This window comes from Kineococcus gypseus, from assembly GCF_050871305.1.
In the GTDB taxonomy this organism is placed as follows: Bacteria; Actinomycetota; Actinomycetes; order Actinomycetales; family Kineococcaceae; genus Kineococcus; species Kineococcus gypseus.
This window is the reverse complement of record NZ_JBJLRD010000028.1, coordinates 1-22,610: the sequence shown is the minus strand read 5'-3', so window position 1 is coordinate 22,610 and position 22,610 is coordinate 1. Positions and strand designations below refer to the sequence as shown.

Annotated in this window: 22 protein-coding genes; 9 read left to right on the top strand and 13 right to left on the bottom strand. The window is 78.2% G+C overall.

Annotated features, from left to right (window positions below; genetic code table 11):
- Positions 1–261 precede the first annotated feature (261 nt).
- Positions 262–966 carry a GtrA family protein gene (locus ACRYMN_RS12225; RefSeq protein ID WP_432495385.1) on the top strand — a complete coding sequence of 235 codons (705 nt, stop codon included), beginning with the start codon at positions 262–264 and terminating at the stop codon, positions 964–966.
- Here ACRYMN_RS12225 and ACRYMN_RS12220 read toward each other — a convergent pair.
- Positions 907–1,776 carry a biotin--[acetyl-CoA-carboxylase] ligase gene (locus ACRYMN_RS12220; protein ID WP_432495383.1) on the bottom strand — a complete coding sequence of 290 codons (870 nt, stop codon included), beginning with the start codon at positions 1,774–1,776 and terminating at the stop codon, positions 907–909. The genes ACRYMN_RS12225 and ACRYMN_RS12220 overlap by 60 nt on opposite strands.
- 114 nt (positions 1,777–1,890) lie before the next feature.
- Between ACRYMN_RS12220 and ACRYMN_RS12215 the strand changes: the two genes are divergently transcribed.
- The 4 genes from ACRYMN_RS12215 to ACRYMN_RS12200 all read left to right on the top strand — a co-directional run bounded on the left by ACRYMN_RS12215 (position 1,891) and on the right by ACRYMN_RS12200 (position 7,378).
- Complete coding sequence (locus ACRYMN_RS12215) at positions 1,891–2,925, top strand: ABC transporter substrate-binding protein (RefSeq protein WP_432495381.1); 1,035 nt, start codon at positions 1,891–1,893, stop codon at positions 2,923–2,925.
- 49 nt (positions 2,926–2,974) lie between these two features.
- The gene (locus ACRYMN_RS12210; protein ID WP_432495379.1) at positions 2,975–4,654 is read left to right on the top strand and encodes a DUF885 domain-containing protein; all 1,680 of its coding nucleotides are present in this window, start codon (positions 2,975–2,977) and stop codon (positions 4,652–4,654) included.
- Positions 4,655–4,728: 74 nt separating this feature from the next.
- Entirely contained in the window at positions 4,729–5,415 is a 687-nt protein-coding gene (locus tag ACRYMN_RS12205; protein WP_432495377.1) for a Maf family protein, read from the top strand.
- Positions 5,416–5,461: 46 nt separating this feature from the next.
- Positions 5,462–7,378, top strand: coding sequence for an ATP-binding protein (locus ACRYMN_RS12200; RefSeq protein WP_432495375.1), 1,917 nt, complete (start codon positions 5,462–5,464; stop codon positions 7,376–7,378).
- 45 nt (positions 7,379–7,423) lie between these two features.
- Here the strand turns inward: ACRYMN_RS12200 and ACRYMN_RS12195 are convergent, their stop codons facing one another.
- The gene (locus ACRYMN_RS12195; protein WP_432495373.1) at positions 7,424–7,978 is read right to left on the bottom strand and encodes a TetR/AcrR family transcriptional regulator; all 555 of its coding nucleotides are present in this window, start codon (positions 7,976–7,978) and stop codon (positions 7,424–7,426) included.
- A 102-nt stretch (positions 7,979–8,080) separates the two neighbouring features.
- Between ACRYMN_RS12195 and ACRYMN_RS12190 the strand changes: the two genes are divergently transcribed.
- Complete coding sequence (locus tag ACRYMN_RS12190) at positions 8,081–9,037, top strand: SDR family NAD(P)-dependent oxidoreductase (RefSeq protein WP_432495371.1); 957 nt, start codon at positions 8,081–8,083, stop codon at positions 9,035–9,037.
- Positions 9,038–9,046: 9 nt separating this feature from the next.
- On the opposite strand, the gene ACRYMN_RS12185 is transcribed toward ACRYMN_RS12190, so the two are convergent.
- Genes ACRYMN_RS12185 through ACRYMN_RS12175 form a run of 3 tightly spaced genes read right to left on the bottom strand, consistent with a single transcriptional unit; the run spans position 9,047 to position 11,918 of the window.
- Complete coding sequence (locus ACRYMN_RS12185) at positions 9,047–9,856, bottom strand: DUF4097 family beta strand repeat-containing protein (RefSeq protein WP_432495369.1); 810 nt, start codon at positions 9,854–9,856, stop codon at positions 9,047–9,049.
- Positions 9,853–10,521 (bottom strand): response regulator transcription factor, encoded by a 669-nt coding sequence (locus ACRYMN_RS12180; RefSeq protein ID WP_432495445.1) that lies wholly within the window; start codon positions 10,519–10,521, stop codon positions 9,853–9,855. Before ACRYMN_RS12180 ends, ACRYMN_RS12185 begins: the two co-directional genes overlap by 4 nt.
- A 41-nt stretch (positions 10,522–10,562) precedes the next feature.
- Entirely contained in the window at positions 10,563–11,918 is a 1,356-nt protein-coding gene (locus ACRYMN_RS12175; protein ID WP_432495367.1) for a sensor histidine kinase, read from the bottom strand.
- A gap of 177 nt (positions 11,919–12,095) precedes the next feature.
- Between ACRYMN_RS12175 and ACRYMN_RS12170 the strand changes: the two genes are divergently transcribed.
- Positions 12,096–12,518 carry a hypothetical protein gene (locus ACRYMN_RS12170; protein WP_432495365.1) on the top strand — a complete coding sequence of 141 codons (423 nt, stop codon included), beginning with the start codon at positions 12,096–12,098 and terminating at the stop codon, positions 12,516–12,518.
- Positions 12,519–12,548: 30 nt separating this feature from the next.
- On the opposite strand, the gene ACRYMN_RS12165 is transcribed toward ACRYMN_RS12170, so the two are convergent.
- Together ACRYMN_RS12165 and ACRYMN_RS12160 are read right to left on the bottom strand one after the other, a co-directional pair.
- Positions 12,549–12,962, bottom strand: a complete 414-nt coding sequence (locus ACRYMN_RS12165; protein ID WP_432495363.1) for a hypothetical protein — start codon at positions 12,960–12,962, stop codon at positions 12,549–12,551.
- 46 nt (positions 12,963–13,008) lie between these two features.
- Entirely contained in the window at positions 13,009–14,448 is a 1,440-nt protein-coding gene (locus ACRYMN_RS12160; RefSeq protein WP_432495361.1) for an NAD(P)H-quinone dehydrogenase, read from the bottom strand.
- Between the two features lie 175 nt (positions 14,449–14,623).
- On the opposite strand from ACRYMN_RS12160, the gene ACRYMN_RS12155 reads away from it, so the two are divergent.
- Together ACRYMN_RS12155 and ACRYMN_RS12150 are read left to right on the top strand one after the other, a co-directional pair.
- Positions 14,624–15,076 carry a gamma-glutamylcyclotransferase family protein gene (locus ACRYMN_RS12155; RefSeq protein WP_432495443.1) on the top strand — a complete coding sequence of 151 codons (453 nt, stop codon included), beginning with the start codon at positions 14,624–14,626 and terminating at the stop codon, positions 15,074–15,076.
- A 64-nt stretch (positions 15,077–15,140) separates the two neighbouring features.
- A complete protein-coding gene (locus ACRYMN_RS12150; RefSeq protein WP_432495359.1) occupies positions 15,141–15,983 on the top strand; it encodes a purine-nucleoside phosphorylase in 843 nt (280 codons plus the stop codon).
- Positions 15,984–15,999: 16 nt separating this feature from the next.
- On the opposite strand, the gene ACRYMN_RS12145 is transcribed toward ACRYMN_RS12150, so the two are convergent.
- The 6 genes from ACRYMN_RS12145 to ACRYMN_RS12120 form a co-directional block, all read right to left on the bottom strand.
- Positions 16,000–17,091, bottom strand: coding sequence for a CAP domain-containing protein (locus tag ACRYMN_RS12145; protein ID WP_432495357.1), 1,092 nt, complete (start codon positions 17,089–17,091; stop codon positions 16,000–16,002).
- A 155-nt stretch (positions 17,092–17,246) separates the two neighbouring features.
- Entirely contained in the window at positions 17,247–18,059 is an 813-nt protein-coding gene (locus tag ACRYMN_RS12140) for an ABC transporter permease (RefSeq protein WP_432495355.1), read from the bottom strand.
- Positions 18,056–19,105, bottom strand: coding sequence for an ATP-binding cassette domain-containing protein (locus ACRYMN_RS12135; protein WP_432495353.1), 1,050 nt, complete (start codon positions 19,103–19,105; stop codon positions 18,056–18,058). The genes ACRYMN_RS12140 and ACRYMN_RS12135 overlap by 4 nt, the downstream gene beginning before the upstream one ends.
- 131 nt (positions 19,106–19,236) lie before the next feature.
- Positions 19,237–20,877 carry a PhnE/PtxC family ABC transporter permease gene (locus ACRYMN_RS12130; protein WP_432495351.1) on the bottom strand — a complete coding sequence of 547 codons (1,641 nt, stop codon included), beginning with the start codon at positions 20,875–20,877 and terminating at the stop codon, positions 19,237–19,239.
- A complete protein-coding gene (locus ACRYMN_RS12125) occupies positions 20,874–21,662 on the bottom strand; it encodes a phosphonate ABC transporter ATP-binding protein (RefSeq protein ID WP_432495349.1) in 789 nt (262 codons plus the stop codon). Before ACRYMN_RS12125 ends, ACRYMN_RS12130 begins: the two co-directional genes overlap by 4 nt.
- Positions 21,659–22,546 carry a putative selenate ABC transporter substrate-binding protein gene (locus tag ACRYMN_RS12120; protein WP_432495441.1) on the bottom strand — a complete coding sequence of 296 codons (888 nt, stop codon included), beginning with the start codon at positions 22,544–22,546 and terminating at the stop codon, positions 21,659–21,661. The genes ACRYMN_RS12125 and ACRYMN_RS12120 overlap by 4 nt, the downstream gene beginning before the upstream one ends.
- Positions 22,547–22,610 lie beyond the last annotated feature (64 nt).

Below are 22,610 nucleotides of genomic sequence, written 5' to 3'. Positions count from 1 at the left end.
CGCGGACCCGCGGAGCATCCCACGGAGGGGGAAGTCCAGTGCTCACCGTCATCGCCTGCGTGGCGCTCGTCGTCGTCGGCATCCTGGGTGCCGTGAAGATGGAGGACCACCTGGACCCGTCGAAGGGCCGCAGCCGCGCGGAGCGCTGAGCGCGCCGCGCGCCGCGCGCGGGCTCCACAGCCGCGTCCGTCACACTGCGGACCGGTACGACCGAGCCCCGCCCGCGCGGCGGGCGACGCGACGAACGGAGCCCCGCCCACCGTGGCCGACCAGACCCCCGCGACCCGCCGCAGCGCTGCCCGGCCCACCCCCGGGCCCACCCCCGGACCCACCCCCGGACCCGCCGCGCGGCCCGGCCCGGTGGCCCGGCTGCGCGCGACCTACGAGGTCCTGGCGCGCGAGGCCGCCAAGTTCGGCGTCGTGGGCGCGGTGGCCTTCGTCACCGACTTCGGCGTCTTCAACCTGCTGAGCTTCGCCGGCCCGGGCGGGCAGGGCGTGCTGCACCACAAGCCGCTGACCGCCAACGGCACCGCGATCGTCGTCAGCGTCGTCGTCGCCTGGCTGGGCAACCGCTACTGGACGTTCCGGCACCGCAGGCGCGCCTCCGCGCCGCGCGAGCTGCTGATGTTCGCGCTCATGAACGGCGCCGGGCTGCTCATCAGCGCCGCGTGCCTGGCCTTCACCTACTACGTGCTGGAGCTGCGCGGGCCGCTGGCCTCGAACGTGTCGGCCAAGGTCGTCGGCGTGGGGCTGGGGACGGTCTTCCGCTGGTGGGCCTACCGCCGCTTCGTCTTCGTCGAGGAGCTGCGCGAGGAGGGCTGGGACCCGCACGCCCCCGCCCGACCCGCAGCCCAGCCGGTGCGCGGGGCGGCGGCGCGGGTGGGCGCGCCGGCGGCCCGGGCGGCCTCAGAGCCCGCGCAGGTGGACGACGTCCGCGGCGGCCAGCCCCGTCCGGGCGCCGCCTGAGCCGACGAGCACGAGGCGGCCGGTGCCGTCGACGTCCTCGGCGGTGCCGGTGAGGACCTCGCCGCCGGGCAGGTGCGCGCGCACCGGCGCGCCCAGGGTCAGGCACGCGGCCCGGTAGGCGGCGGCCGTGGCCGCCGGGTCGCGCGCCCACTCGTCCAGCCTCTCGCGCAGCGCGCGCAGGTAGCGGCGCAGCACCGTGTCGCGGTCGGTGCTGCCCGCCCCGGCCAGCGCCAGCGACGTCGCCGGCACCGGGGCGGCGCCCCCTTCGCCCCCCTCGCCCGGCGGGGCGGGCGGGGGCAGCTCGGCCGGGGCCTGCGAGACGTTGAGCCCGGCGCCGAGCACGACGGCGTCCCCGCCCACCTCGGCCAGCACCCCGCACACCTTCCCGGCCCGGCCCGGCCCGCGCACCAGCACGTCGTTGGGCCACTTCAGGCCCGCGTCCACGCCCAGGGCGCTCACGGCGTCGACGACGGCCAGGCCGGTCAGCAGCGGCAGCCACGACCACAGCGGCGGCGGGACCGCCGGGCGCACCAGCACGGAGACGGCCAGCCCCGCGCGCGGCGGCGCGCTCCAGGTGCGGCCCAGCCGGCCGCGGCCGGCCACCTGGTGCTCGGCGACCAGGACGGTGCCGTCGGCGACGTCCCCGCGGGCGTTGCGCTCGAGCAGGTCCGCGTTCGTCGAGCCGGTGCTGGTGACGACGTCCAGGGCCGCCCAGCCGCCGGGGCCCACCAGCGCCCGGCGCAGCGCGCCCACCCGCAGCGGGGGGCGCTGCAGGTCGCTGAAGGGTCCGTGCTCGCCCCGGGGGTCCACGCCGGCCACCGTAGCGGCGCGCCCGCGCGCGCCGGCCGGGGCGGGCCTGGTGAGGACAGCCTCACCTGTGCTTAGGTGTGCCTGCCCTGACCCGCCGTCCCCCAGGAGCCCCCCGTGCCCGCGAGCACCACCCGCCGGACCCTGCTGCGCTGCGCCCCGCTGGCGGCGCTGGCCGCCGCCACCGCCTGCGGCGCCGAGGGCGGCGCGCCCGCCGCGAGCGGCGCGCCCGCGCAGCCGGCCGGCGGGGACGGCCCCTTCCCCGTGCAGGTGCGCCACGCGCTGGGCACGACCACCGTGGAGTCCGCCGAGCGCGTCGTCACCTGGGGCTGGGGCTCGCAGGACGTGCTGTGGGCGCTGGGCCTGCAGCCCGTCGGCATCCCGGAGACCACCTACGGCGGCGACGCCGAGGGCGCCTACCCTTGGTGGCGCGGCCACCACGACCCCGCGGCCACCACGGCGATCGGCGCCAGCGAGACCGGGCAGGTGCCCTTCGAGGCCGTCGCCGCGCTCGACCCGGACCTCGTGCTCGCCGTCAACTCCGGCCTGACGGCGCAGGACTGGTCCACGCTGAGCGCGATCGCGCCCACCGTCGCCTACCCCGACCAGCCCTGGCAGACCACGTGGCAGGACCAGGCGCTGCTGATCGGGCGGGCCGTGGGCCGCGAGGACGAGGCGCAGCGCCTCGTCGACGAGGCCGAGGCCGACCTCGCCGCCCGCGCCGCGGCGAACCCGCAGCTGGCCGGCAGGACCTTCGCGTACGTGTACGCCACCGCCGCGGGGCTGTCGGTGTACCTGCCCGGCGACTCGCGCGTGGACACCCTGCACGGCCTGGGCCTGGTCGACGCCCCCGGCGTGGCCGCGCTGGCGGCCACCTCGGAGCAGTTCTACGTCGAGGTCGCCAAGGAGCGGGCGCGCGACCTCGACTGCGACGTCCTCGTCGGCTACGGCGAGCTGTCGCTGGAGGAGCTGCGCGCCGACCCCGTCTACGCCACCATGCCCGCCGTGGCCGCCGGCGCGGTGGTCTGGCTGACCGACGAGGACCTCATCGCCGCCACCTCCACCACGCTGCTGAACCTGCCGTGGCAGATGGACCGGCTCGTGCCGCAGCTGGCCGCCGCCGCGGACGCCGCGGCGCTCGCCACCGCCTGAGCAGCCGGACGCGGGGCCCGGGGCGGGGGCCGCCGCTAGGGTCGGCGCGGTGAGCAGCTCCCCGCGCCGGCCCACCGCCCTGGACGCGATCGCCGAGGACCACCTGAGCGCGCTGCTGCGGCTGCAGCCGGCGCTGGCGCTGTCCCTGGGCGTGCCCGACCCCGCCCCCGGCCTGGGCGACCGCTCCCCCGACGGGCTGGCCGAGGTGGCCGCCCTGGCCCGGCGGACCCTGGCGGCGGTGGAGCGCGCGGAGGCCGTCGACGACGTCGACCGCGTCACGGCCGCGGTGCTGCGCGAGCGCCTGGGCCTGGAGCTGGAGCTGCACGCGGCCGGCGAGGACCTCGGCGACCTCAACGTCATCGCCTCCCCGCTGCAGGACCTGCGCATGGTCTTCGACCTGGTGCCCACCGAGGACGAGGACGACTGGGCCGACGTGGCCCGGCGCCTGGCGGCCGTGCCCGCGGCGGTGGGCGGGTACGTCGAGAGCCTGCGCGCCGCGGCCGCGCCCGAGCGGGTGGCCGCGGCGCGCCAGGTCGCCGCGTGCGCCGCCGAGGCCGACTCCCACGCCGCGGCGCAGGGGTTCTTCGCCGCCTTCGCCGCCGGTGCGGCCGCGGGCGGGCGGCCGCTGCCGGGCCCGCTGGCCGCCGACGTCACCCGCGGCGCCGCCGCGGCCGCGGCGGCCTACGGGGAGCTGGCGCGCTTCCTGCGCACCGAGCTGGCGCCGCTGGCCCCGGCGGCCGACGCCGTGGGCGCCGAGCGCTACGAGCTGTCCTCGCGCTGGTTCCTCGGCGCGCGCGTGGACCTGGCCGAGACGTACGCGTGGGGGCTGGAGGAGGTCGCCCGGGTGCGCGCGGAGATGGCCGCCACCGCCCGGGGGATCACCGGCTCGCCGGACGTGGACGCCGCCGTGGCCGCCCTGGACGCCGACGCCTCCACCGTCCTCACCGGCGCGGAGGCGTTCCGCGACTGGATGCAGCAGCGCTCCGACGAGACCGTCGCGGCGCTGGCCGGCACCCACTTCGACATCCCCGAGCAGGTGCGCCGGCTGGAGTGCCGCATCGCGCCCACCACCGGCGGCGGCATCTACTACACCGGCCCCAGCGAGGACTTCTCCCGCCCGGGGCGGATGTGGTGGGCGGTGCCGGCCGGGCAGACGCGCTTCTCCACGTGGCGCGAGGCGACCACCGTGCACCACGAGGGCGTGCCCGGGCACCACCTGCAGATCGGGCAGACCGCGGTGCGCCGCGAGCTGCTGAACCGCTGGCGCCGGCAGGGCTGCTGGGTCTCCGGGCACGGGGAGGGCTGGGCGCTGTACGCCGAGCGCCTGGCCGCGGACCTGGGCCTGCTGCGCACGCCGGGCGAGGTGCTGGGCATGCTCGACGCGCAGCTGCTGCGCGCGGCGCGCGTGGTCATCGACGTCGGCGTGCACTGCGGCTTCGAGGCGCCCGCCGAGGTCGGCGGCGGGGCGTGGACGTACGAGGGCGCGTGGGCGTACCTGACGAGCTGCTCGCGCAACCACGAGGACGTCCTGCGCTTCGAGCTGGACCGCTACCTCGGCTGGCCCGGTCAGGCGCCCAGCTACAAGGTCGGCCAGCGGCTGTGGGAGTCGGTGCGCGAGCAGGTGCGGCGGCGCGAGGGCGCCGCCTTCGACCTCGTCGCCTTCCACCGCCGCGCCCTGGACCTGGGGCCGGTGGGCCTGGACGTGCTGCGCGAGGCCCTGCTGCGCTGAGCGCCCGCCGTCCTCGCCGCCCTCGCTGCGCCGGGGGCCCGCGGCCGGGGTGGGGTGCGCGGGCGGGTGCGAGGATGCGGGGCGTGCCGTCGCTGCTGCTCGCCTCCGCCTCCCCCGCCCGCCTCGCCACCCTGCGCGCGGCCGGCCTGGACCCGGCCGTGCTCGTCTCCGGCGTCGACGAGCCCGCGGTCGTCGAGCGCTACGGCGTCACCGACGGCGAGGACGTCGCCCTGGTGCTGGCCCGCGCCAAGGCCGAGGACGTCGCCGGGCGCGAGGAGGTCGCCGAGGACGCGCTGGTGCTCGGCTGCGACTCCGTGCTGGAGCTGACCGGGCCCGACGGCCTCAAGCAGGTGCACGGCAAGCCCGCCGACGCCGCGCAGGCCCGCGAGCGCTGGCGCGCCATGCGCGGGCGCAGCGGGGTGCTGCACACCGGGCACTGGCTGGTGGACGCCCGCGAGGACGGCTCGGGCGCCACGCTGGGCTCGGTGGCCTCGGTGACGGTGCACTTCGCCGACGTCACCGACGAGGAGGTCGACGCCTACGTCGCCACCGGCGAGCCGCTGGCGGTGGCCGGGGCCTTCACCCTCGACGGCCTGGGCGGGGCGTTCGTGCGCGGCGTGGAGGGCGACCCGCACGCGGTGGTCGGCGTCTCGCTGCCGCTGCTGCGCGAACTGGTGCGCGAGGCGGGCGTGGCCTGGCCGCAGCTGTGGACCCCGGCGGCGCGCGAGCGCGGGGAGCGTGTCGCCGGGGGCGGGCAGTAGTCTCAGCCGTCGCCCGCCCAGCCGCCGAAACCCCGGAGCGCACCGCATGACCTCCCCCGAGCCCGCCGCCACCGAGCCGACCCCGCGGGGCGGCCTGGCGGTGACGGGCCCCGTCACCAAGGTGCTCATCGCCAACCGCGGCGAGATCGCGGTGCGCGTGGCGCGCGCCGCGCGCGACGCGGGCGTCGCCTCGGTGGCGGTGTACTCCGAGGGCGACCGGGACGCGCTGCACGTGCGCGTGGCCGACGAGGCGTACGCGCTGGGCGGCACGACGGCCCGCGAGAGCTACCTCGACGCGGGCAAGCTCGTGGAGGTCGCGCTGCGCGCCGGCGCGGACGCGGTGCACCCCGGGTACGGGTTCCTCTCGGAGAACGCGGCGTTCGCGCAGGCGGTGATCGACGCGGGGCTGACGTGGGTGGGCCCGCCGCCCGCGGCCATCGAGGCGCTGGGCGACAAGGTCTCCGCCCGCCACCTGGCCGCGCGCGCGGGCGCGCCCCTGGTGGCCGGCACCCCCGACCCCGTCTCCGGCGCGGAGGAGGTCCTCGCCTTCGCCGACGAGCACGGCCTGCCCATCGCCATCAAGGCGGCCTTCGGCGGCGGCGGGCGCGGGCTGAAGGTGGCGCGCCGGCGCGAGGACGTCGCCGAGCTGTACGCCTCGGCGGTGCGCGAGGCGGAGGCCGCGTTCGGGCGCGGGGAGTGCTTCGTGGAGCGCTACCTGGACCGCCCCCGGCACGTGGAGACGCAGGTGCTGGCCGACGCCCACGGCGGCGCGGTGGTCGTCTCCACCCGCGACTGCTCGCTGCAGCGCCGGCACCAGAAGCTGGTGGAGGAGGCGCCCGCGCCGTTCCTGAGCCCCGAGCAGGACGCCGAGCTGCGCCGCGCCTCGCTGGCGATCGTGCGCGAGGCCGGCTACGTCGGCGCCGGCACGGTGGAGTTCCTCGTCGCCGCCGACGGCACGCTGGCGTTCCTGGAGGTCAACACCCGCCTGCAGGTCGAGCACCCGGTCACCGAGGAGGTCAGCGGCCTGGACCTGGTGGTCGAGCAGTTCCGCATCGCGCGCGGGGAGGCGCTGGGCTACGAGGAGGTCGCCACCCGCGGGCACTCCATCGAGTTCCGCGTCAACGGCGAGGACCCCGCGGCCGGTTTCCTGCCGCGCCCGGGCCGGCTGACCCGCTTCTCCCTGCCCAGCGGCCCGGGCGTGCGCGTGGACACCGGCATCGACCCGCGCACCGCGGCCGTCAGCGGCGGGGTGGAGGTCTCCCAGGACTTCGACTCGCTGCTGGCCAAGCTGATCGTCACCGGCGCCACCCGCGAGCAGGCGCTGGCGCGCGCGGCGCGCGCGCTGGCGGAGTTCCAGGTCGAGGGCGTGCCCACGGTGCTGCCGTTCCACCGCGCGGTGGTGGCCGACCCGGCGTTCGCGGCGAGCGGCCCGCGGGGTTTCGCGGTGCACACGCGCTGGATCGAGACGGAGTTCGACGCCTCGGTGCTGCCGGGCGCCGGTGAGCTGCACGCGGCCGGCGAGGGCGCCGGGCACCGCGAGACGATCGTGGTGGAGGTCGCCGGCAAGCGCCTGGAGGTCTCGCTGCCGGTGGACCAGCTCAACGCCCAGCTCTCCCGCGCCGGGCACGAGATCTCGCGCGCCGGCGTGGCCGCCGGGGCGGCGGTGGCGCGCGCGTACCGCAGCACCACCCACCGCGGCGGGCGCGGCCGGCGCGGGGCGAAGGCGCAGGCGGGTTCCTCGGCGAACCCGGACGCGCTGGTGGCGCCCATGCAGGGCACGATCGTGAAGGTGGAGGTCGCCGAGGGCGACCGCGTGCAGGCCGGCGACCTCGTCGCGGTGCTCGAGGCGATGAAGATGGAGCAGCCGCTGACCGCGCACAAGTCCGGCACGATCACCGGCCTGACCGCGCAGCAGGGCGGCACCACCACCACCGGCACGGTCATCTGCGAGATCCTCGACTGACCCGCCCCGGCCGACCGGCCGACCCACCCCGCCGCGGCGGCGCGCTCAGCCGCGCAGGCCGGCGACGAGGACGTCGAGGTAGGGCGCGGTGCGGTCGTCGCCGCCGCTGCGCACCGCGTGGTCGACCCCGCACAGCAGGCGGCGCACGTCGTCGGCGCCGATGCCCGCGCGCACGGCGCCGGCGCGCCGGGCGCGCTCGAGCACCTCCTCGGTGCCGGCCTGCAGCTCGCGCACCAGCTCGGCGCGGTCGGCGCCGGGGAACCCGGTGGCGGCCAGGACGGCGGCCAGGCCGGCGTCGGCGCGCAGGCGCGCCAGGGCGGCGGCCAGCACCGCGCGCAGCGCCGCGGCCGGCTCCTCCAGCGCCGCGGCCGCGCGCACCTCCCCCGTCAGCGCGCGCAGGCCCGGCAGCGCGATGGCCTCCAGCAGCGCCTCCTGGGTGGGGAAGTGCCGGTAGACGGTGCCCACGCCCACCCCGGCGCTGCGCGCGAGCGCGTTCATGGGGAACGGCAGCCCGTGCTCGAGGAGGTGGCGGCGGGCGACCTCGACGACGCGCTCGCGGTTGCGGGCGGCGTCCGCCCGCAGCGGGGTGCCGGTGCTCACGGGCTCCAGCGTACGCGGGTCGCCGCGAGAACGGATGGATCGTCCGCTCCGGTGCTACGGTCGTGACCGGATGCACCATCCGCTCTCTCCGAGGAGGCCCCCGTGCCCGGTCCCGTCCCGCCCCCCGCCCCGCCCGCTCCCGTGCGCTGGACCGCCGCCGACGTGCCCGACCAGAGCGGGCGCACCGTCGTGGTCACCGGCGCCAGCAGCGGCCTGGGCCGCGAGTCCGCCCTGCGCCTGCTCGACGCGGGCGCGCACGTGGTGCTCACCGCCCGCGACACCGCCCGGGCGCGCGCCGCCGTCGCCGGTCACCCCGGCGCCGCGCGCGCCGAGGTGCACCGCCTGGACCTCGCCGACCCCGCCTCGGTGGCCGCCTTCGCCGCCGCCGTGCGCGAGCGCCACGAGCGCCTCGACGTGCTGCTCAACAACGCCGGCACCAGCGCCGCGCGCCGGGAGCTGACCCCCCGGGGCGTGGAGCTGACCCTGGCGACCAACCACGTCGGCCACGCCGAGCTGACCGCGCACCTGCTGCCGCTGCTCGAGCGCGGGCGCGACCCGCGGGTCGTCACCGTCACCTCGGGGCTGTACCGGCGCCTGCGCGGCGCGCTCGACCCGGACGACCTCGCCCTGGCGCGCGGCTGGTCCCCGGCGCGCGCCTACGTCGCCTCCAAGACGGCCAACCTGCTCTTCGCCCTGGAGCTGGAGCGCCGGCTGCGCCGGGCCGGCTCGCCGGTGCGCTCCCTGGCCGCGCACCCCGGCGTGGCGACGACGGCGCTGGACCGCGACGCCACCGGCGCGCAGCGCGCGGTCTCCGCCGCGCTGCACCTGCTGCTGGCGCGCGACCCGGCCGTCGGCGCCCTGCCGCAGCTGCACGCCGCGACGGCACCGGACGTGGACCCGCGCCTGCTGGTGGGCCTGGGCCTGCGCCGCCGCGACGAGCGGGTGCGCTTCGAGCCGGTGCGGCCGCCCGCCGACGACGAGGACCTCGCCCGCCGGCTGTGGGCGGCGACCTCCGCGGTGATCGGCTCCGAGCCGGTGCCCGGCGCGCTCAGCGCGTGAGGCCGGCGCTCAGCGCGTGAGGACCTCCACGTCACCGGTGGAGGCCGTCACCCGCACCGCGCGCGGGGAGTCGTCGTCGACGGGCAGGTCGAGCACCACGTCGCCGAAGGAGCTGGTGGCGCCGGCGGCGTAACCACCCTCGACGTCGGGCAGCTGCAGGTCCACGTCGCCGGTGCCGGTGGTCAGCTCCACGGAGTCCGGCGGCTGCACGACGTCGACCTCCACGTCGCCGGTGCCGGTGCGCACCCGCACCTCGCGGTAGGCGCCGCCCAGCTCCACGTCGCCGGTGCCGGCCCGCACGTCGACCTCGTCGGCGTCGGCGCCGGAGGCCTCCACGTCGCCGGTGCCGACGTCCGCGCCGACCCGGCCGAAGCGCCCGCTCAGCTTCTGGTCGCCGGTGCCGGTGCGCAGCGCCAGGTCCACGCCCTCGGGCACCTCGACCTCCCAGGAGACCTCGCACGGGCTCCACCAGCCGCTCTCGCACGAGCTGTCCAGGCGCAGCACGCCGTCGGCCAGCGCGGCGCTCGCCCCGGCGTCGGTCCAGCCCTCGTGCACCAGGGCGCGCACCTGCACCCGCGCCACGTCGGCGGCGGTGACGCGCACGTCGCCGGTGCCGCCCTCGGCGCGCACCTGGCGCACCGGACCGTCGAACACCTCGGTGGTCGCGGTGCGGGTGGCGGTCACGTCGCCGAGCACGTCCACGCCGGCCGCGGCGACGACGAGCACGGCCAGCACGGCCAGGGCGGCGCGCCCGCGCGGGCGCCGCGGCGCCGCGGCCGGCGGGACGTCCACGGCCAGCGGGACGGTCGGGGTGCTCACGCGCCCTCCCCGGGACGGGCGGCGGCACCCAGGTGGTGCAGCACCGCCAGGACGCGGCGGTGGTCCCCGGTGTCCGGGGGCAGCCCGAGCTTGGCGAAGATGTTCGACACGTGCTTCTCCACGGCCTTGTCGGTCACGACGAGCCGGCTGGCGATCGCCGTGTTGGAGCGGCCCTCGGCCATGAGCTGCAGCACCTCCAGCTCGCGGGGCGTCAGGTGCTCCAGGGGGTCGTCGCGCCGGGCGCGCGAGAGCAGCTGGGAGACCACCTCGGGGTCCACCGCGGTGCCGCCGGCGGCGACGCGGCGCACGGTGGTGACGAACTCCTCCACGTCGCCGACGCGGTCCTTGAGCAGGTACCCCACCCCGCGCGCCCGCCCGCCGAGCAGCTCGGCGGCGTAGCTCTCCTCCACGTACTGCGACAGGACCAGCACGGCGGTGCCGGGGTGCTGCCCGCGCACGGCGATCGCGGCGCGCAGCCCCTCGTCGCGGAACGTCGGCGGCATCCGCACGTCGGTCAGCACCAGGTCCGGGCGGTGCTCGTCGGCCGCGCGCAGCAGCGACTCGGCGTCCTCGACGGCGGCGACGACGTCGACGCCCTCGGCGCGCAGCAGCTGCACCAGCCCCTCGCGCAGCAGCACGGAGTCCTCCGCGAGCACCACCCGCAGCGGCGCCTGCCCGGCGGCGCCGGCCGGGACGGCGGGCGCGCTCACCGCCCGCCCCCGGCCGCCCACGGCACCGCGACCTCCAGGACGGTGGGGCCGCCGGGCGGGCTGTCCACGTGCAGGCGGCCGTCGACCGCGGCCAGGCGGTCGGACAGGCCCCGCAGCCCGCTGCCGCCGTCGGCGACCGTGCCGCCGGCCGGGGCCGCGCCGCCGACGCCGTCGTCGCTGACGCGCACGCGCAGCAGCCCGGCGCCGGGGGCGGCCTCGTGCCACAGCTGCACCACCGCGCGCGAGGCGCGCGCGTGCTTGGCGGTGTTCGTCAGCGCCTCGGAGACGCAGAAGTAGGCGATGGCCTCGGCGGTGGGGCTGGGTCGCTGCCCGGGCGGCAGGTGCACCTCCACCTCCACCGGCACCGGGCTGGCGGCGGCCAGCGCTGAGACGGCCGCGTCCAGGCCGCGGTCGGTGAGCACCGGGGGGTGGATGCCGCGCGCGACGTGGCGCATGTCCGCGATGGCGGCGGTGGCCGAGCCGCTGGCGGCCTCGAGGAGCTCGCGGGCCGCCTCGGGCCCGCCCCGGTCCAGGGCGCGCTTGGCCATACCCAGCTGCATGGCCAGCGAGACCAGGCGCTGCTGCGGGCCGTCGTGCAGGTCGCGCTCGATGCGGCGGCGCTCGGCCTCGACGGAGTCGACGGCGCGCGAGCGCGTCTCGGTGAGGGTCACCACGCGCCGGCGCAGCTCCGCCTCGCGCTCCCCGCGCCCGGCGCCCAGCAGCACCCGGGCCACCTGCACCTCCACCGCCGCGAAGGCGGCCGCCACCGGCGGGGCGGCCGCCAGCAGCAGCACCCCGACGGCCACGACGAGCAGCGCGGGGGCGCGCACGGTGCCGGGGATGCCGAACGGCCAGGCGTGCTCGCCGGCGTGGCCGAGGGCGGCGCTGACCGCGGGGGCCGCCAGGGCGGCCAGCCCGGTGGCGGTCAGGGCCAGCACCACGCCGGCGCCCAGCACCCCGAAGGTGCTCACCAGCGCCAGGTGCCCGGCGTAGCGCCACGGCCGCGGGTCGAGCACGACGCGGCGCCACCAGGGGCCGGTGGCCCGCGGGTGCCGCGGCGGGGCGGGCACCCGCACGTCCAGCACGGCGGCCAGCCGGTAGCGCTCCAGGCGGGCGCCGGCGGCCACGAGCAGCCGGGCCAGCAGCAGCAGCGGCAGGCCGGTGCCCACCACCGGCACCAGCGCGGTGCCGGTGATCAGCAGCACCAGCGCGGTCAGGTGCAGGCCGAGGACGAAGGGGTGCAGCACCAGGTGCACCACCGCCCACCACCCGCGCGCCCAGCGGCGCAGCGCGCCGCCGGGGTGGTTCGCCGCGGGAACCGCTGCGGCCCAGCGCATCGTCTCGTCGCTCACGACGTGAACAGTAGGGCGGCGCGGGTGCCCGGCGGCAGCGTGCGCGCACCCGTCGCGGGGGTGGGGCTGACCCCACCGCGGGAGGGGGGCGCGCGCCAGCGACCGCGGCCCCGCCGGCGCGCCAGGGTTCGGACCGCGCCCGTCCGGGCGCAGCCCCGCCGCTCGCAGGAGGTCTCCGTGCCCACCCCCACCGCCGCCCGCGCGGACGACCCCGAGCGCCCCGCACCCCGCGCGGCACGCCGGCTGCTGGCGCACCCGGCGCTGCCGGTCCTGCTGGTGCTGCTGGTCGCGGCGGGCGCCGCCGCCCTCGCGGCCGACGCGACCCTCGCCGCCGACGCGCACGGGCGGTCGGCGGGCGGGGCGGGCGGGGTGGTCCGGGTCGCCGCCGGCGTGCTGGAGCACGACCTGGCTCGCACGGGCCTGCTCGGCCTACCGCTCGCGCTGCTGGTGCCGCTGGTGCTGCTGGCGACCCTCGGCGCGGTGCTGCCGGCCGCGGTGCCCGCGCTCGTGGCGCCGGCGCTGGCCGTCACCGCGCTGGCGGTGGCCCCGGCCGCGGCGGCGCTGGTGCGCGCCAGGCGCCCGGGCGGTCCGCGCACCTGACGACGTACGCCGGCCCCGTCGCCGGCCCCGTCAGCGCCGCGGTGGTGCCGACAGCGCCGGCCAGCCGATCGGCGAGGAGGTGTGGTGCACCACGTGCAGGTGCTGCACGACGTGGACGTGGTGCACCACGTGCCCGCCGACGTCCACCCGCGCCGGGGCCGCCGCGGCCGGTGCGCCCAGGGCGCGCCGGGCCACGTCGAGCGCCACGCGCGCGGCCAGGGTCAGCGCCACCGTCGAGGCGCTGACGACCACGGGGTTGCGGGCCAGCTGCGGCAGGGTGCCGCGCAGGGCGAGCGCCCGCTGCCGCCACGGCTCCGGCGGGCGGGCGCCCGCGTGCAGCAGGGGCAGCCGCTCGGCCACCGCGGGGACCTCCGGCTCCCCCGGCCCCTCCGGACCCGCCGCCCGGTGCTCCCCGGTCCCGCCCTCGCCCGCTGCGCCGCTCATGCACCGATGGTGCGCGCCGCGCGCCCCGCGGTCCACCCCCGCGGCATCACTCCCCCATCACGTGCAGCTGCCGCGCCGCCTCGGCCAGCGAGCCGCTGAGGGAGGGGTACACCGTGAAGGCGTGCGCGACGTCGTCGACGTTGAGGCGCTTCTCCACCGCCAGCGTGATGGGGAAGATCAGCTCGCTGGCGCGCGGGGCGACGACCACGCCGCCGATGACGGTGCCCGACCCGCTGCGGCAGAACAGCTTCACGAACCCGTCGTGGATGCCGAGCATCTTCGCGCGCGCGTTGGTGGACAGCGGCAGCTTGACGATCTCGCCCTGCGCCTCGCCGGAGTCGATCTGGCTCTGCGTCCAGCCGACGGTGGCGATCTCCGGGGAGGTGAAGACGTTGGAGGACACCGAGCGCAGCTTCAGCGGGGCCACCGTGTCGCCCAGGGCGTGCCACATGGCGATGCGCCCCTGCATGGCGGCCACGGACGCCAGCGGCAGCACCCCGGTGCAGTCGCCGGCGGCGTAGACGCCGCGCGCGGAGGTGCGCGAGACCTTGTCCACGTCCACGTGCCCGGACTGCGAGGTCCACACCCCGGCCTCCTCCAGGCCGATGCCGGCGGTGTTGGGCACGGCGCCGACCGCCACGAGGCAGTGCGAGCCCTCCAGGGTGCGCCCGTCGGAGAGGGTGACGGTCACGGTGTCGCCGTGGCGCTCCACCTTCTCCGCGCGCGAGCGGCCCACGACGTCCATGCCGCGGCGGCGGAAGACCTGCTCGAGGACCTCGGCGGCGTCGGCGTCCTCGCCGGGCAGCACGCGGTCGCGGCTGGAGACGAGGGTGACGTGCGCGCCCAGGGCGTCGTAGGCGCTGGCGAACTCGGCGCCGGTGACGCCGGAGCCGACGACGATGAGGTGCTCGGGCAGCTCCTGGACGTCGTAGACCTGCTTCCAGGTGAGGATGCGCTCGCCGTCGGGCTGCGCGTCGGGAAGGGTGCGCGGGCTCGAGCCGGTGCTGACGAGCACGACGTCGGCCTCCACGCGCTCGCCGGCGTCGTCGCCGCCGGTGACGACGAGGGCGGAGGGCCCGTCCAGGCGCCCCTCGCCGGACAGGACGCGCACGCCCTCCTTCTCCAGGCGGGCGCGCACGTCCGCGGACTGCGACAGGGCCAGGGACTTCACCCGCTGGTGCACGCGGCCGAGGTCCACGGTCACCGACCCGGCCGGCTCGGTGTCGGCGCCGGCGCCGCCGGGGAAGCGCACGCCCAGCTCGGTGGAGCCGCCGACCGTGGTCATCGTCTCGGCGGTGGCGATGAGGGTCTTGGAGGGCACCACGTCGGTCAGCACGGTGGACCCGCCCAGGCCCTGGCGCTCGACGACGGTGACGTCGGCGCCGAGCTGGGAGGCCACCAGCGCGGCTTCGTACCCGCCGGGGCCGCCGCCGAGGACGGCGACGCGCTGGCGCTTGGCGATCGGGGAGGCGCTCGTGGGGCTCACCCCCCCATGGTCGCCCACACCTGCGACACCGGTCTCCCCCGCGCCGGTGGGCGCCGGCCCGCCCGGCAGCAGCGGGCACCCGTCCGCCCGGGAGCGGCGCCGGGCGCCCCCGCGCGGGCGCCGCGGGCACCGCGGGCACCGCGGCGTCCTACAGTCTTCCCTCGTGCCCGTTCACGTGCCCGCCTACGCCGCGTACGCCACCAACCTCGACCCCGAGGTGATGGGGCGCAAAGCCCCGCACTCCCCGCTGCGCTCGACGGGGTGGCTGCTGGGCTGGCGGCTGACCTTCGGCGGCGAGGACCGCAGCTGGCAGGGGCCGGTGGCCACGGTCGTGGAGGCGCCCGGCGAGCAGGTGTACGTGGCGCTGTACGACGTCACCGACGCCGACCAGGGGCGCCTGGACGAGCTGGAGGGCGTCGACCTGGGCCTGTTCCGCAAGGTGCGGGTGCGGGTGAAGACCCTCGACGGCGACGTGGTGGCGTGGACGTACGTGCTCGACGACTACGAGGGCGGGCTGCCCACGGCCCGCTACCTGGGCGGGCTGGCCGACGCCGCCGAGGCCGGCGGCGCCCCGCACGACTACGTGCTGGCGCTGCGCGCGCGGCCCTGCCGCTCCAACGACGCCTGAGCACCCCGCGCGCGGCGCCGACCGGGCCGCCGCCGCCCGGGCTCGCCGCGCCTAGGGTGGGGCCGTGACGAACGCCGCTCCCCCCGCCCCCGCGGACCTGCCCGAGGACCCGTTCGACCTGGCCGCGCTCGCCGCGCGGCGGGTGGCGGAGCTGACGGGCGTGCCCGGCCACGACGTGGCGCTGTTCCTGGGCTCGGGCTGGGCGGCGGCCGCCGACCGCCTCGGCGAGGTCGTCGCGGAGGTGCCCGCCACGCAGGTGCCCGGCTTCAGCGCGCCCGCCGTGGTCGGCCACGCGGGCACGGTGCGCTCGCTGCGGGTGCAGCGCCCGGGGGCCGAGCCGCTGCGCGCGCTGGTGCTGCCGCGCACCCACTTCTACGAGGGCCGCGGGGTGCGGGCGGTGGCGCACGGGGTGCGCACCGCCGCCGCGGCGGGCTGCCGCACCGCGCTGCTGACGAACGGCTGCGGGGGGCTCGACCCGGCGCTGGCACCCGGTTCGCCGGTGCTCATCGCCGACCACCTGAACCTCACCGCCGCCACCCCGCTCGAGGGCGCCACCTTCGTGGACATGACGGACCTGTACTCCTCGCGCCTGCGCGCGCTGGCCCGCGGGGTGGACCCGGAGCTGCCCGAGGGCGTGTACGCGCAGTTCCGCGGACCGCAGTACGAGACGCCCGCCGAGGTGCGCATGGCCGGGGTGCTGGGCGCGACGCTGGTGGGCATGTCGACGGCGCTGGAGGCGATCGCCGCCCGGCACGCCGGGCTGGAGGTGCTGGGGTTCTCCCTGGTGACCAACCTCGCCGCGGGCGTGTCCGACCAGCCGCTCTCGCACGAGGAGGTCCTCGAGGCCGGCCGCGAGGCCGCGCCGCGCTGCGCGGCGCTGCTCGCGGGCGTCGTGCCGCTGCTGTGAGGCTCCGCGGCGGCGCTCAGGAGCGCGTGACGCGCCGCTCGGCCCAGCGGTAGGTCAGCGAGCCGCCCTGGAAGTCCTGGCGCACCCCGCCGGGCACGGCGTACTCGCCGGTGCGCGGGTAGCCCAGCGGGCCGCTCTCCCAGCGCTGCGCGGCGTAGTGCGCGCCGATGGCGCCGTGCACGGCGTGGGCGCCCAGCGCCGACGTCCAGTACGCCAGGCCGCCGGCGAAGCGCTGCGCGCGCCCGCCGTCGCGCACGGCGAACTCCTCGCCGGTGGGGTACCCCAGCGCCGAGCGCTCCCAGCCCAGCCCGGCCCACTCGCCGCGGATCGCGCCGCGCACCACCTGCGCGCCGGTGGCCGGCGCCCAGTACAGCGAGCCGCGCTCGAAGTGGGTGAAGCGCCCGGCGCGGTCGGGGGTGGGCAGCTCGGAGGTGGTCGGCGCACCCAGCAGGCCGCCGGGACCGCCCAGGGCGCGGTAGCGCGCCAGGATCGCGCCCTGCAGGCGGTGCACGGCGGCGCCGTTCGCGAAGGTGGCCACCACCGGCGAGGACGCGAGCACCGTGGACGGGCGGGTGCCGCGCACCGCGTCCACGACGTAGTGCACCTCGGCCTGCGCGCCGGGCCGGCGCGGCGGGCCGACGGCCACGCCGACGCCCACGCCGGTGAAGTCGCCCAGCAGGATCGCGCGGTGCGGCGGGGAGTCCATCCAGCCGCGCACCGCCCAGGCGCCGTCGGTGTCCAGCCGCAGGCTCAGGTGGATCACCTCGCCGGTGGCGGAGTAGCCGGCGAGCTCGGCGCCGGCGGCGGGGTTGTGCCGGTACTGCCCGGTGGCCGCCTCCGCGTCGGCCCAGCGCTGCGCGACGGCGGAGACGTCGGCGAGCTCGGCCAGCGGGGGCAGGCCGCGCGCGGCGCGCTCGGCGTTGATGCCGTCGACGACCTGGCGCTCCTGCACGTCGGGGTGGGTGGCGGGCACGGGCGCGGCGGCGGCGGTGCCCGCCCCGCCCAGCGCCGCGGCGCCGGCCAGCGCGCAGCCCAGCACGGCGCCCAGCGCCCGGCGCAGCGGTGCGCGCAGCCCGCGCCCGGTCCTGTCCGCACGACGCGCTCCCACGATCCCGCACCCCCCGGCCGCTGACGGGCCGCCGCCCGGCGCGGGGGTCCCCGGTCAGGGATCGGGCGGGCGCGGGGGCGCCTTGAGCGCCGGGCGCGCGAGGGCCCCCCGCCGCGGGGTGCGGCAGGGGGCCCGGGGCGCGCGCGCGGCCGGCCTCAGCGGGCCGCGGCCCGCCGGTACTGCCGGGTGGCCAGCGGCACGAACACCGCGAGGATCACGAGGATCCACAGCAGCGTGTACAGCTCGGAGTTCTGCAGCGACCAGCTGCCCAGCTCGGTGCCCGGCGGCACGTTGCCGAAGCGCTCGCGCGCGGCCTGCACGAGCGTGGACACCGGGTTCCACTGGGCGACCACCTTCAGCGGGCCGGGGAAGGTCTCCAGCGGCACGAAGGCGTTCGTGACGAACGTCAGCGGGAACACGGTCAGGAACACCAGGTTGTTGAACGCCTCCGGGGTGCGGATGAGCAGGCCCAGCAGGCCCATCACCCACGAGATCGCGTAGGCGAACAGCAGCAGCAGCCCGAAGCCGACCACCGCGTCGAGGAACGAGGTGCGGATCCGCCAGCCGATGACCAGGCCCGTCAGCGACATGATGACCACGACGATGACGTTGAGCACGACGTCGGAGGCGGTGCGGCCCACGAGCACCGAGGACTGCGTCATGGGCAGCGAGCGGAACCGCTCGATGATGCCCTTCTGCATGTCGTCGGCGATGCCGGCGCCGGTGACGGTGGCGCCGAAGATCACCGTCTGGGCGAAGATGCCCGGCACGAGGAACTCGCGGTAGTCGCCCGCGGAGCCGCCCCCCGGGGTCCCGATCGCCCCGCCGAAGACGTAGCCGAACAGCAGGATGAACATGATGGGCGAGATGAGGGTGCCGACCAGCAGGTCGGGGATCCTCGTGATCTTCAGGATGTTCCGCTTGGCGATCACCGAGCTGTCGGCGAGCACCTCCGCCACCGCGCTCACGGCCGCACCCCTTCCTTCGTCGTCGGCTTCCTCGGCTTCGCCGGTCCCCCCGGCCCCTCGTCGCCGGCGAGCTCCTCGGCCGGCTTGCCCGTCAGCGTCAGGAACACGTCGTCCAGGGTGGGGCGGCGCAGCCCCGCGTCCAGCGGGACGATGCCGACCTCGCCCAGGCGCTGCAGGACGCCCACGAGCACCTGGGTGCCGGAGGTCACCGGCGCGGTGACCCGGCGGGCGCGGCGCTCGACCTGCAGCTCGCCGACGGACACCTCGTGCAGCACCGCGACCGCGGCGTCCACGTCGGCGTCGGCGGCCACGACGACCTCCACGCGCTGACCGCCCACGCTGGTCTTGAGGTCGTCGGCGGTACCGCGGGCGATGACGCGGCCGTGGTCGATGACGACGATCTCGTCGGCGAGGCGCTCGGCCTCCTCCAGGTACTGGGTGGTCAGCAGCAGGGTGGTGCCGCCGCCGACCATGGTCGTCAGCAGGTCCCACATGTCGTTGCGGCTGCGGGGGTCCAGGCCCGTGGTCGGCTCGTCGAGGAAGAGCACCGGCGGCTCGGCCACCAGCGCGCCCGCGAGGTCCAGGCGGCGGCGCATGCCGCCGGAGTAGGTCTTGGCCACGCGCTTGGCCGCGTCCGTCAGGTCGAACTGCTCCAGCAGCTGCCAGGCGCGCTCCTTGGAGCGCTTGCGACCCAGGTGGTACAGCCGCCCCACCATGTCGAGGTTCTCGAACCCCGTGAGGTTCTCGTCCACCGCCGCGTACTGGCCCGACAGGCCGATGCGCCGGCGCACCTCGCGCGGGTCGGCCACGACGTCCACGCCCGCGACCGTCGCGCTGCCCCCGTCGGGGGCCAGCAGCGTCGTGAGCATCCGCACCGTCGTCGTCTTGCCCGCGCCGTTCGGGCCCAGCAGGGCCAGGACGGTGCCCGTGGGCACCGTCAGGTCGACGCCCGCCACCGCGGTCACGTCGCCGTACCTCTTCACCAGTCCCCGTGCTTCGACCGCCGGGGATCCCGTCCGCACGGGCGCCGTGCTCGTCGCTGCCATGGGGGGAACCCTAGGGAAGGCCTCCGACACCACGCCCCTCCTTTCCTCGCGCGTCCTCGCGCCCGGTGGGCGCTGCGTCCGCGGGGTGGACCGGCGCGCGCGGCCGGACTCACCGGTGCGCGCCGGCCGCGTCAGCCCAGCGCCCGCCGCGCCCGCGCGCTGAGCAGGTCCACGAGCACGGAGAGGACCAGCAGCGCCAGGACCACCGCGAGCACCCCGGCGTGGTCGAAGGAGGCGCGCTCGGACTCCAGCACCCGGCCCAGCCCCCCGGCGCCGACGACGCCGACGACGACGGAGTCGCGGATCGCGACCTCCCAGCGGTAGAGCGCGTACGCGGCGAAGCGGGTCAGCGCCAGCGGCAGCACGGCGTAGCAGGACGTGGCCACGGCCCCGGCCCCCGCGGCGCGCAGGGCCGCCGCGGGGGCGTCGTCGAGGTCCTCGACGACCTCGGCGAACAGGCGCCCGAGCACGCCGGCGTTGTAGACGCCCAGGGCCAGCGCCCCCGGCAGCGGGCCCGGCAGGAGCACGAAGAGCAGCAGCAGCGCCCACACCGGCGGGGAGACCACCCGCACCACCAGCAGGGCCAGGCGCGCCGCCGAGCCGACCGCGCGGCGCAGCGGCCCGGCGCCCGGGGCGCGCGCGGCGGCGAACGCCAGCACGGGGGCCAGCACCGAGGAGACCGCGATCGCCAGCACCGACAGCCGCAGCGTCGCGGCCGCGTCGCCGAGCAGGCCCGTCCACCCGCCCGGCGGGTCCGGCGGCACCGCGCGCCGCACCAGGTCGCCCAGCAGCTCGGCGGTGCGCGGGTCGGTGAGCCGGCCGAGGTCGGGCGAGAGGACCACCGCCGAGGCGAGCGCGAGCACCGCCGCCAGCGCCGCGGAGGCCGGCACCCGGCGCCGCCCGCGGCCCGAGCGCAGGGCGGCGCCCCAGCGGTCGACGAGGGCGCCGAGCACCACCAGGGCGTACAGCAGCGTCCAGGTGCGCTCGTGGTCCAGCGCCTGGAACGCCAGGTTCAGCTCCAGGCCGACCCCGCCGGCGCCGATCATCCCGAGCACCACGGCCGAGCGCAGCGCGCAGTCGAAGCGGTAGAACGCGTAGGCGGTCAGGTCCCGCACCGTCAGCGGCAGCACGCCGTACACCAGCGCGGTCAGGCGCCCGGCGCCGGCGGCGACGAGGGCCGCGTGCTGCGCGCGGGCGGTCGTGTCGATCAGGTCGGCGTAGACCGTGGCGGTGATGGCCCCGAACGGCACCGCGATCGCCAGCACGCCCACCAGCGGGTCGCGGCCCAGGAACGAGACCAGCACCACGCCCCACACCGCCTCGTGCACCCCGCGCGGCACGCCCAGCGCCCCCCGGGTGAGCAGCCACCCCGCGCGCCGGCGCACGCGCCGGGCCGGTGCGTCGAACGGCGTGGTCGACCACAGCACGCGGCTGGCGAGCACGCCGCCGACCAGGCCGCCGGCGGTGGCCAGCACCGTGCCCAGCAGCGCGAAGGCCACCGTGACCACGCAGGCGCGCGCGGTGGTGCGCAGCAGCTCCGGGGAGAGCTCGGGGTGCAGCGCGGCCACCCAGAACTCGCCCAGCACGTGCCGCCCGCCCGGGTTGAGCACCGGCTCGCGCCCCAGGCCGCTGCCCCACGCGGCCCAGGCGACGACGGCCAGCACGAGCAGGGCGCCGGCGCGCCGCGGGCGCGGCGCACCGGTGCGCCGGCGCTGCGGGCCCGCCGCCCCGGTGGCCGCCCCGGTGGACCACGGCGGTGCCGGGGCGCTCACCCGTCCACCCGGTACAGCAGCTCGCGGTGCCGCTCGCCGACGCGCGCGGGCGGCAGGTCGAAGAGCACGGCGCCGTGGCGCAGGCCCACCACGCGCGTGCACCAGCGCTGCGCCAGGTCGAGGTCGTGCAGGCTGACGACCAGGGCGCGCCCGGGCCCGGTGACGACCTCCGCGAGCAGGCGCATGACGCTCTCGCGGTGCCCGGGGTCCAGGCTGGAGACCGGCTCGTCGGCCAGCACGAGCTCCGGGCGCTGCACGAGGACCCGGGCCAGCGCGACGCGCTGCTGCTCGCCGCCGGAGAGCCGGTCGGTGCGCTGCATCAGCTCCCCGGCCAGCCCGACCCGGCCCAGCGCCTCACGGGCCACCCCGGCGTCCACGGGCCGCACCAGCGAGCGCAGCGCGCGCAGGGTGCCCCACTCGCCGAGCCGGCCGGCGTTGACGTTGTGCACCACGCGCAGCGGGCCGACCAGGTCCAGGCGCTGGTGCACGGTGCCGATGCGGCGGCGCAGCCGGCGCAGCCGCGCCGCCGGCAACGCCCGGGGGTCCTCCCCCAGCAGCCGCACGGCGCCGGTGGTGGGGGCCAGCGCGCCGCCGCACAGCCGCAGCAGCGAGCTCTTGCCCGCACCGCTGGGACCCACCAGCGCCACCCGCTCACCGCGCGCGACGAGCAGGTCCACCCCGCGCAGCACGGTGCGCCCGCCCAGGACCAGGCCGACGCCGCGCACCTCCACGGCGAGCGCGCCCCCGGCGCCCCCGGCGCCCCCGGAGCTCCCGGGGCCGCTCACACCACCAGGCCGAGGTCGCGGCCGATCTCCTCGATCCGCTCGTAGTCCTGCGCGCGCGCCGGCACGAAGGCACCGGCGCCGAAGCGCTCGAGCACGTCGGCCTGCTGCGGGTCCGCCGCGCTGAGCGACGTGATCGCCTCGCGCAGCCGGTCGGTGAACCCGGCCCCGAACCGCTCGTCGGTGCCGGGCCCGGCCAGGTAGTGGTAGTCGTGGTAGGGCGGCGTCTCGAAGACCACCCGCACGGCGCCGGTGTCGACCGTGCCGGCGGCCACGCGCGAGCGCCACACCTGGCTGTTGAGCGCGCCGCCCTCGAAGGTGCCGGACTCGACGAGGTCGAGGGTCTTGTCGTGCGAGCCGGAGAACCCCGGCTCGCCGGCGAAGGCGTCCGGCCCCACCCCGGCCCGCTCCAGGAAGTACGCCGGCATCAGCCGTCCCGACGTGGAGGTCTCCGAGCCGAAGGTGAAGCGGCGCCCGGCGAAGGCCGCCAGCCCCTCGACGTCGCCGAACGGCGCGATGCCGGTGCCGGTGCCGGCGACGAACACGCTCGTGAAGGCGCTGTCGATGTCGCGCTGGGCGATCAGCGCGCTGCCCGGCGCCTGCAGGCGGGCCTGCACGCCGGTCAGCCCGCCGAAGAACACCAGGTCCAGGTCGCCGGAGCGGAACAGGCCCACGGAGGCCGTGTAGTCGGTGACGGGGACGACCTCGACCCGCACGCCCAGGGCGGCGGACAGGTGCTCGGCCATCGCCCCGTCGCGGGCGGCGAGGGTGGCCTGGTCCTGGTCGGGGATGGAGCTCAGCGCCAGCACGGGCGCGGAGCCGCCGGCGGCGTCCTCGCCGGAGCAGCCGGCGGCGCCGGCCAGCAGCGGCAGCAGGCCGGCGGCCAGGACGCGGCGGCGCGAGGGCCCGGCCGGGCGGGTGTCGGGGTGGGCGGTGTGGGCGGGGTGGGCT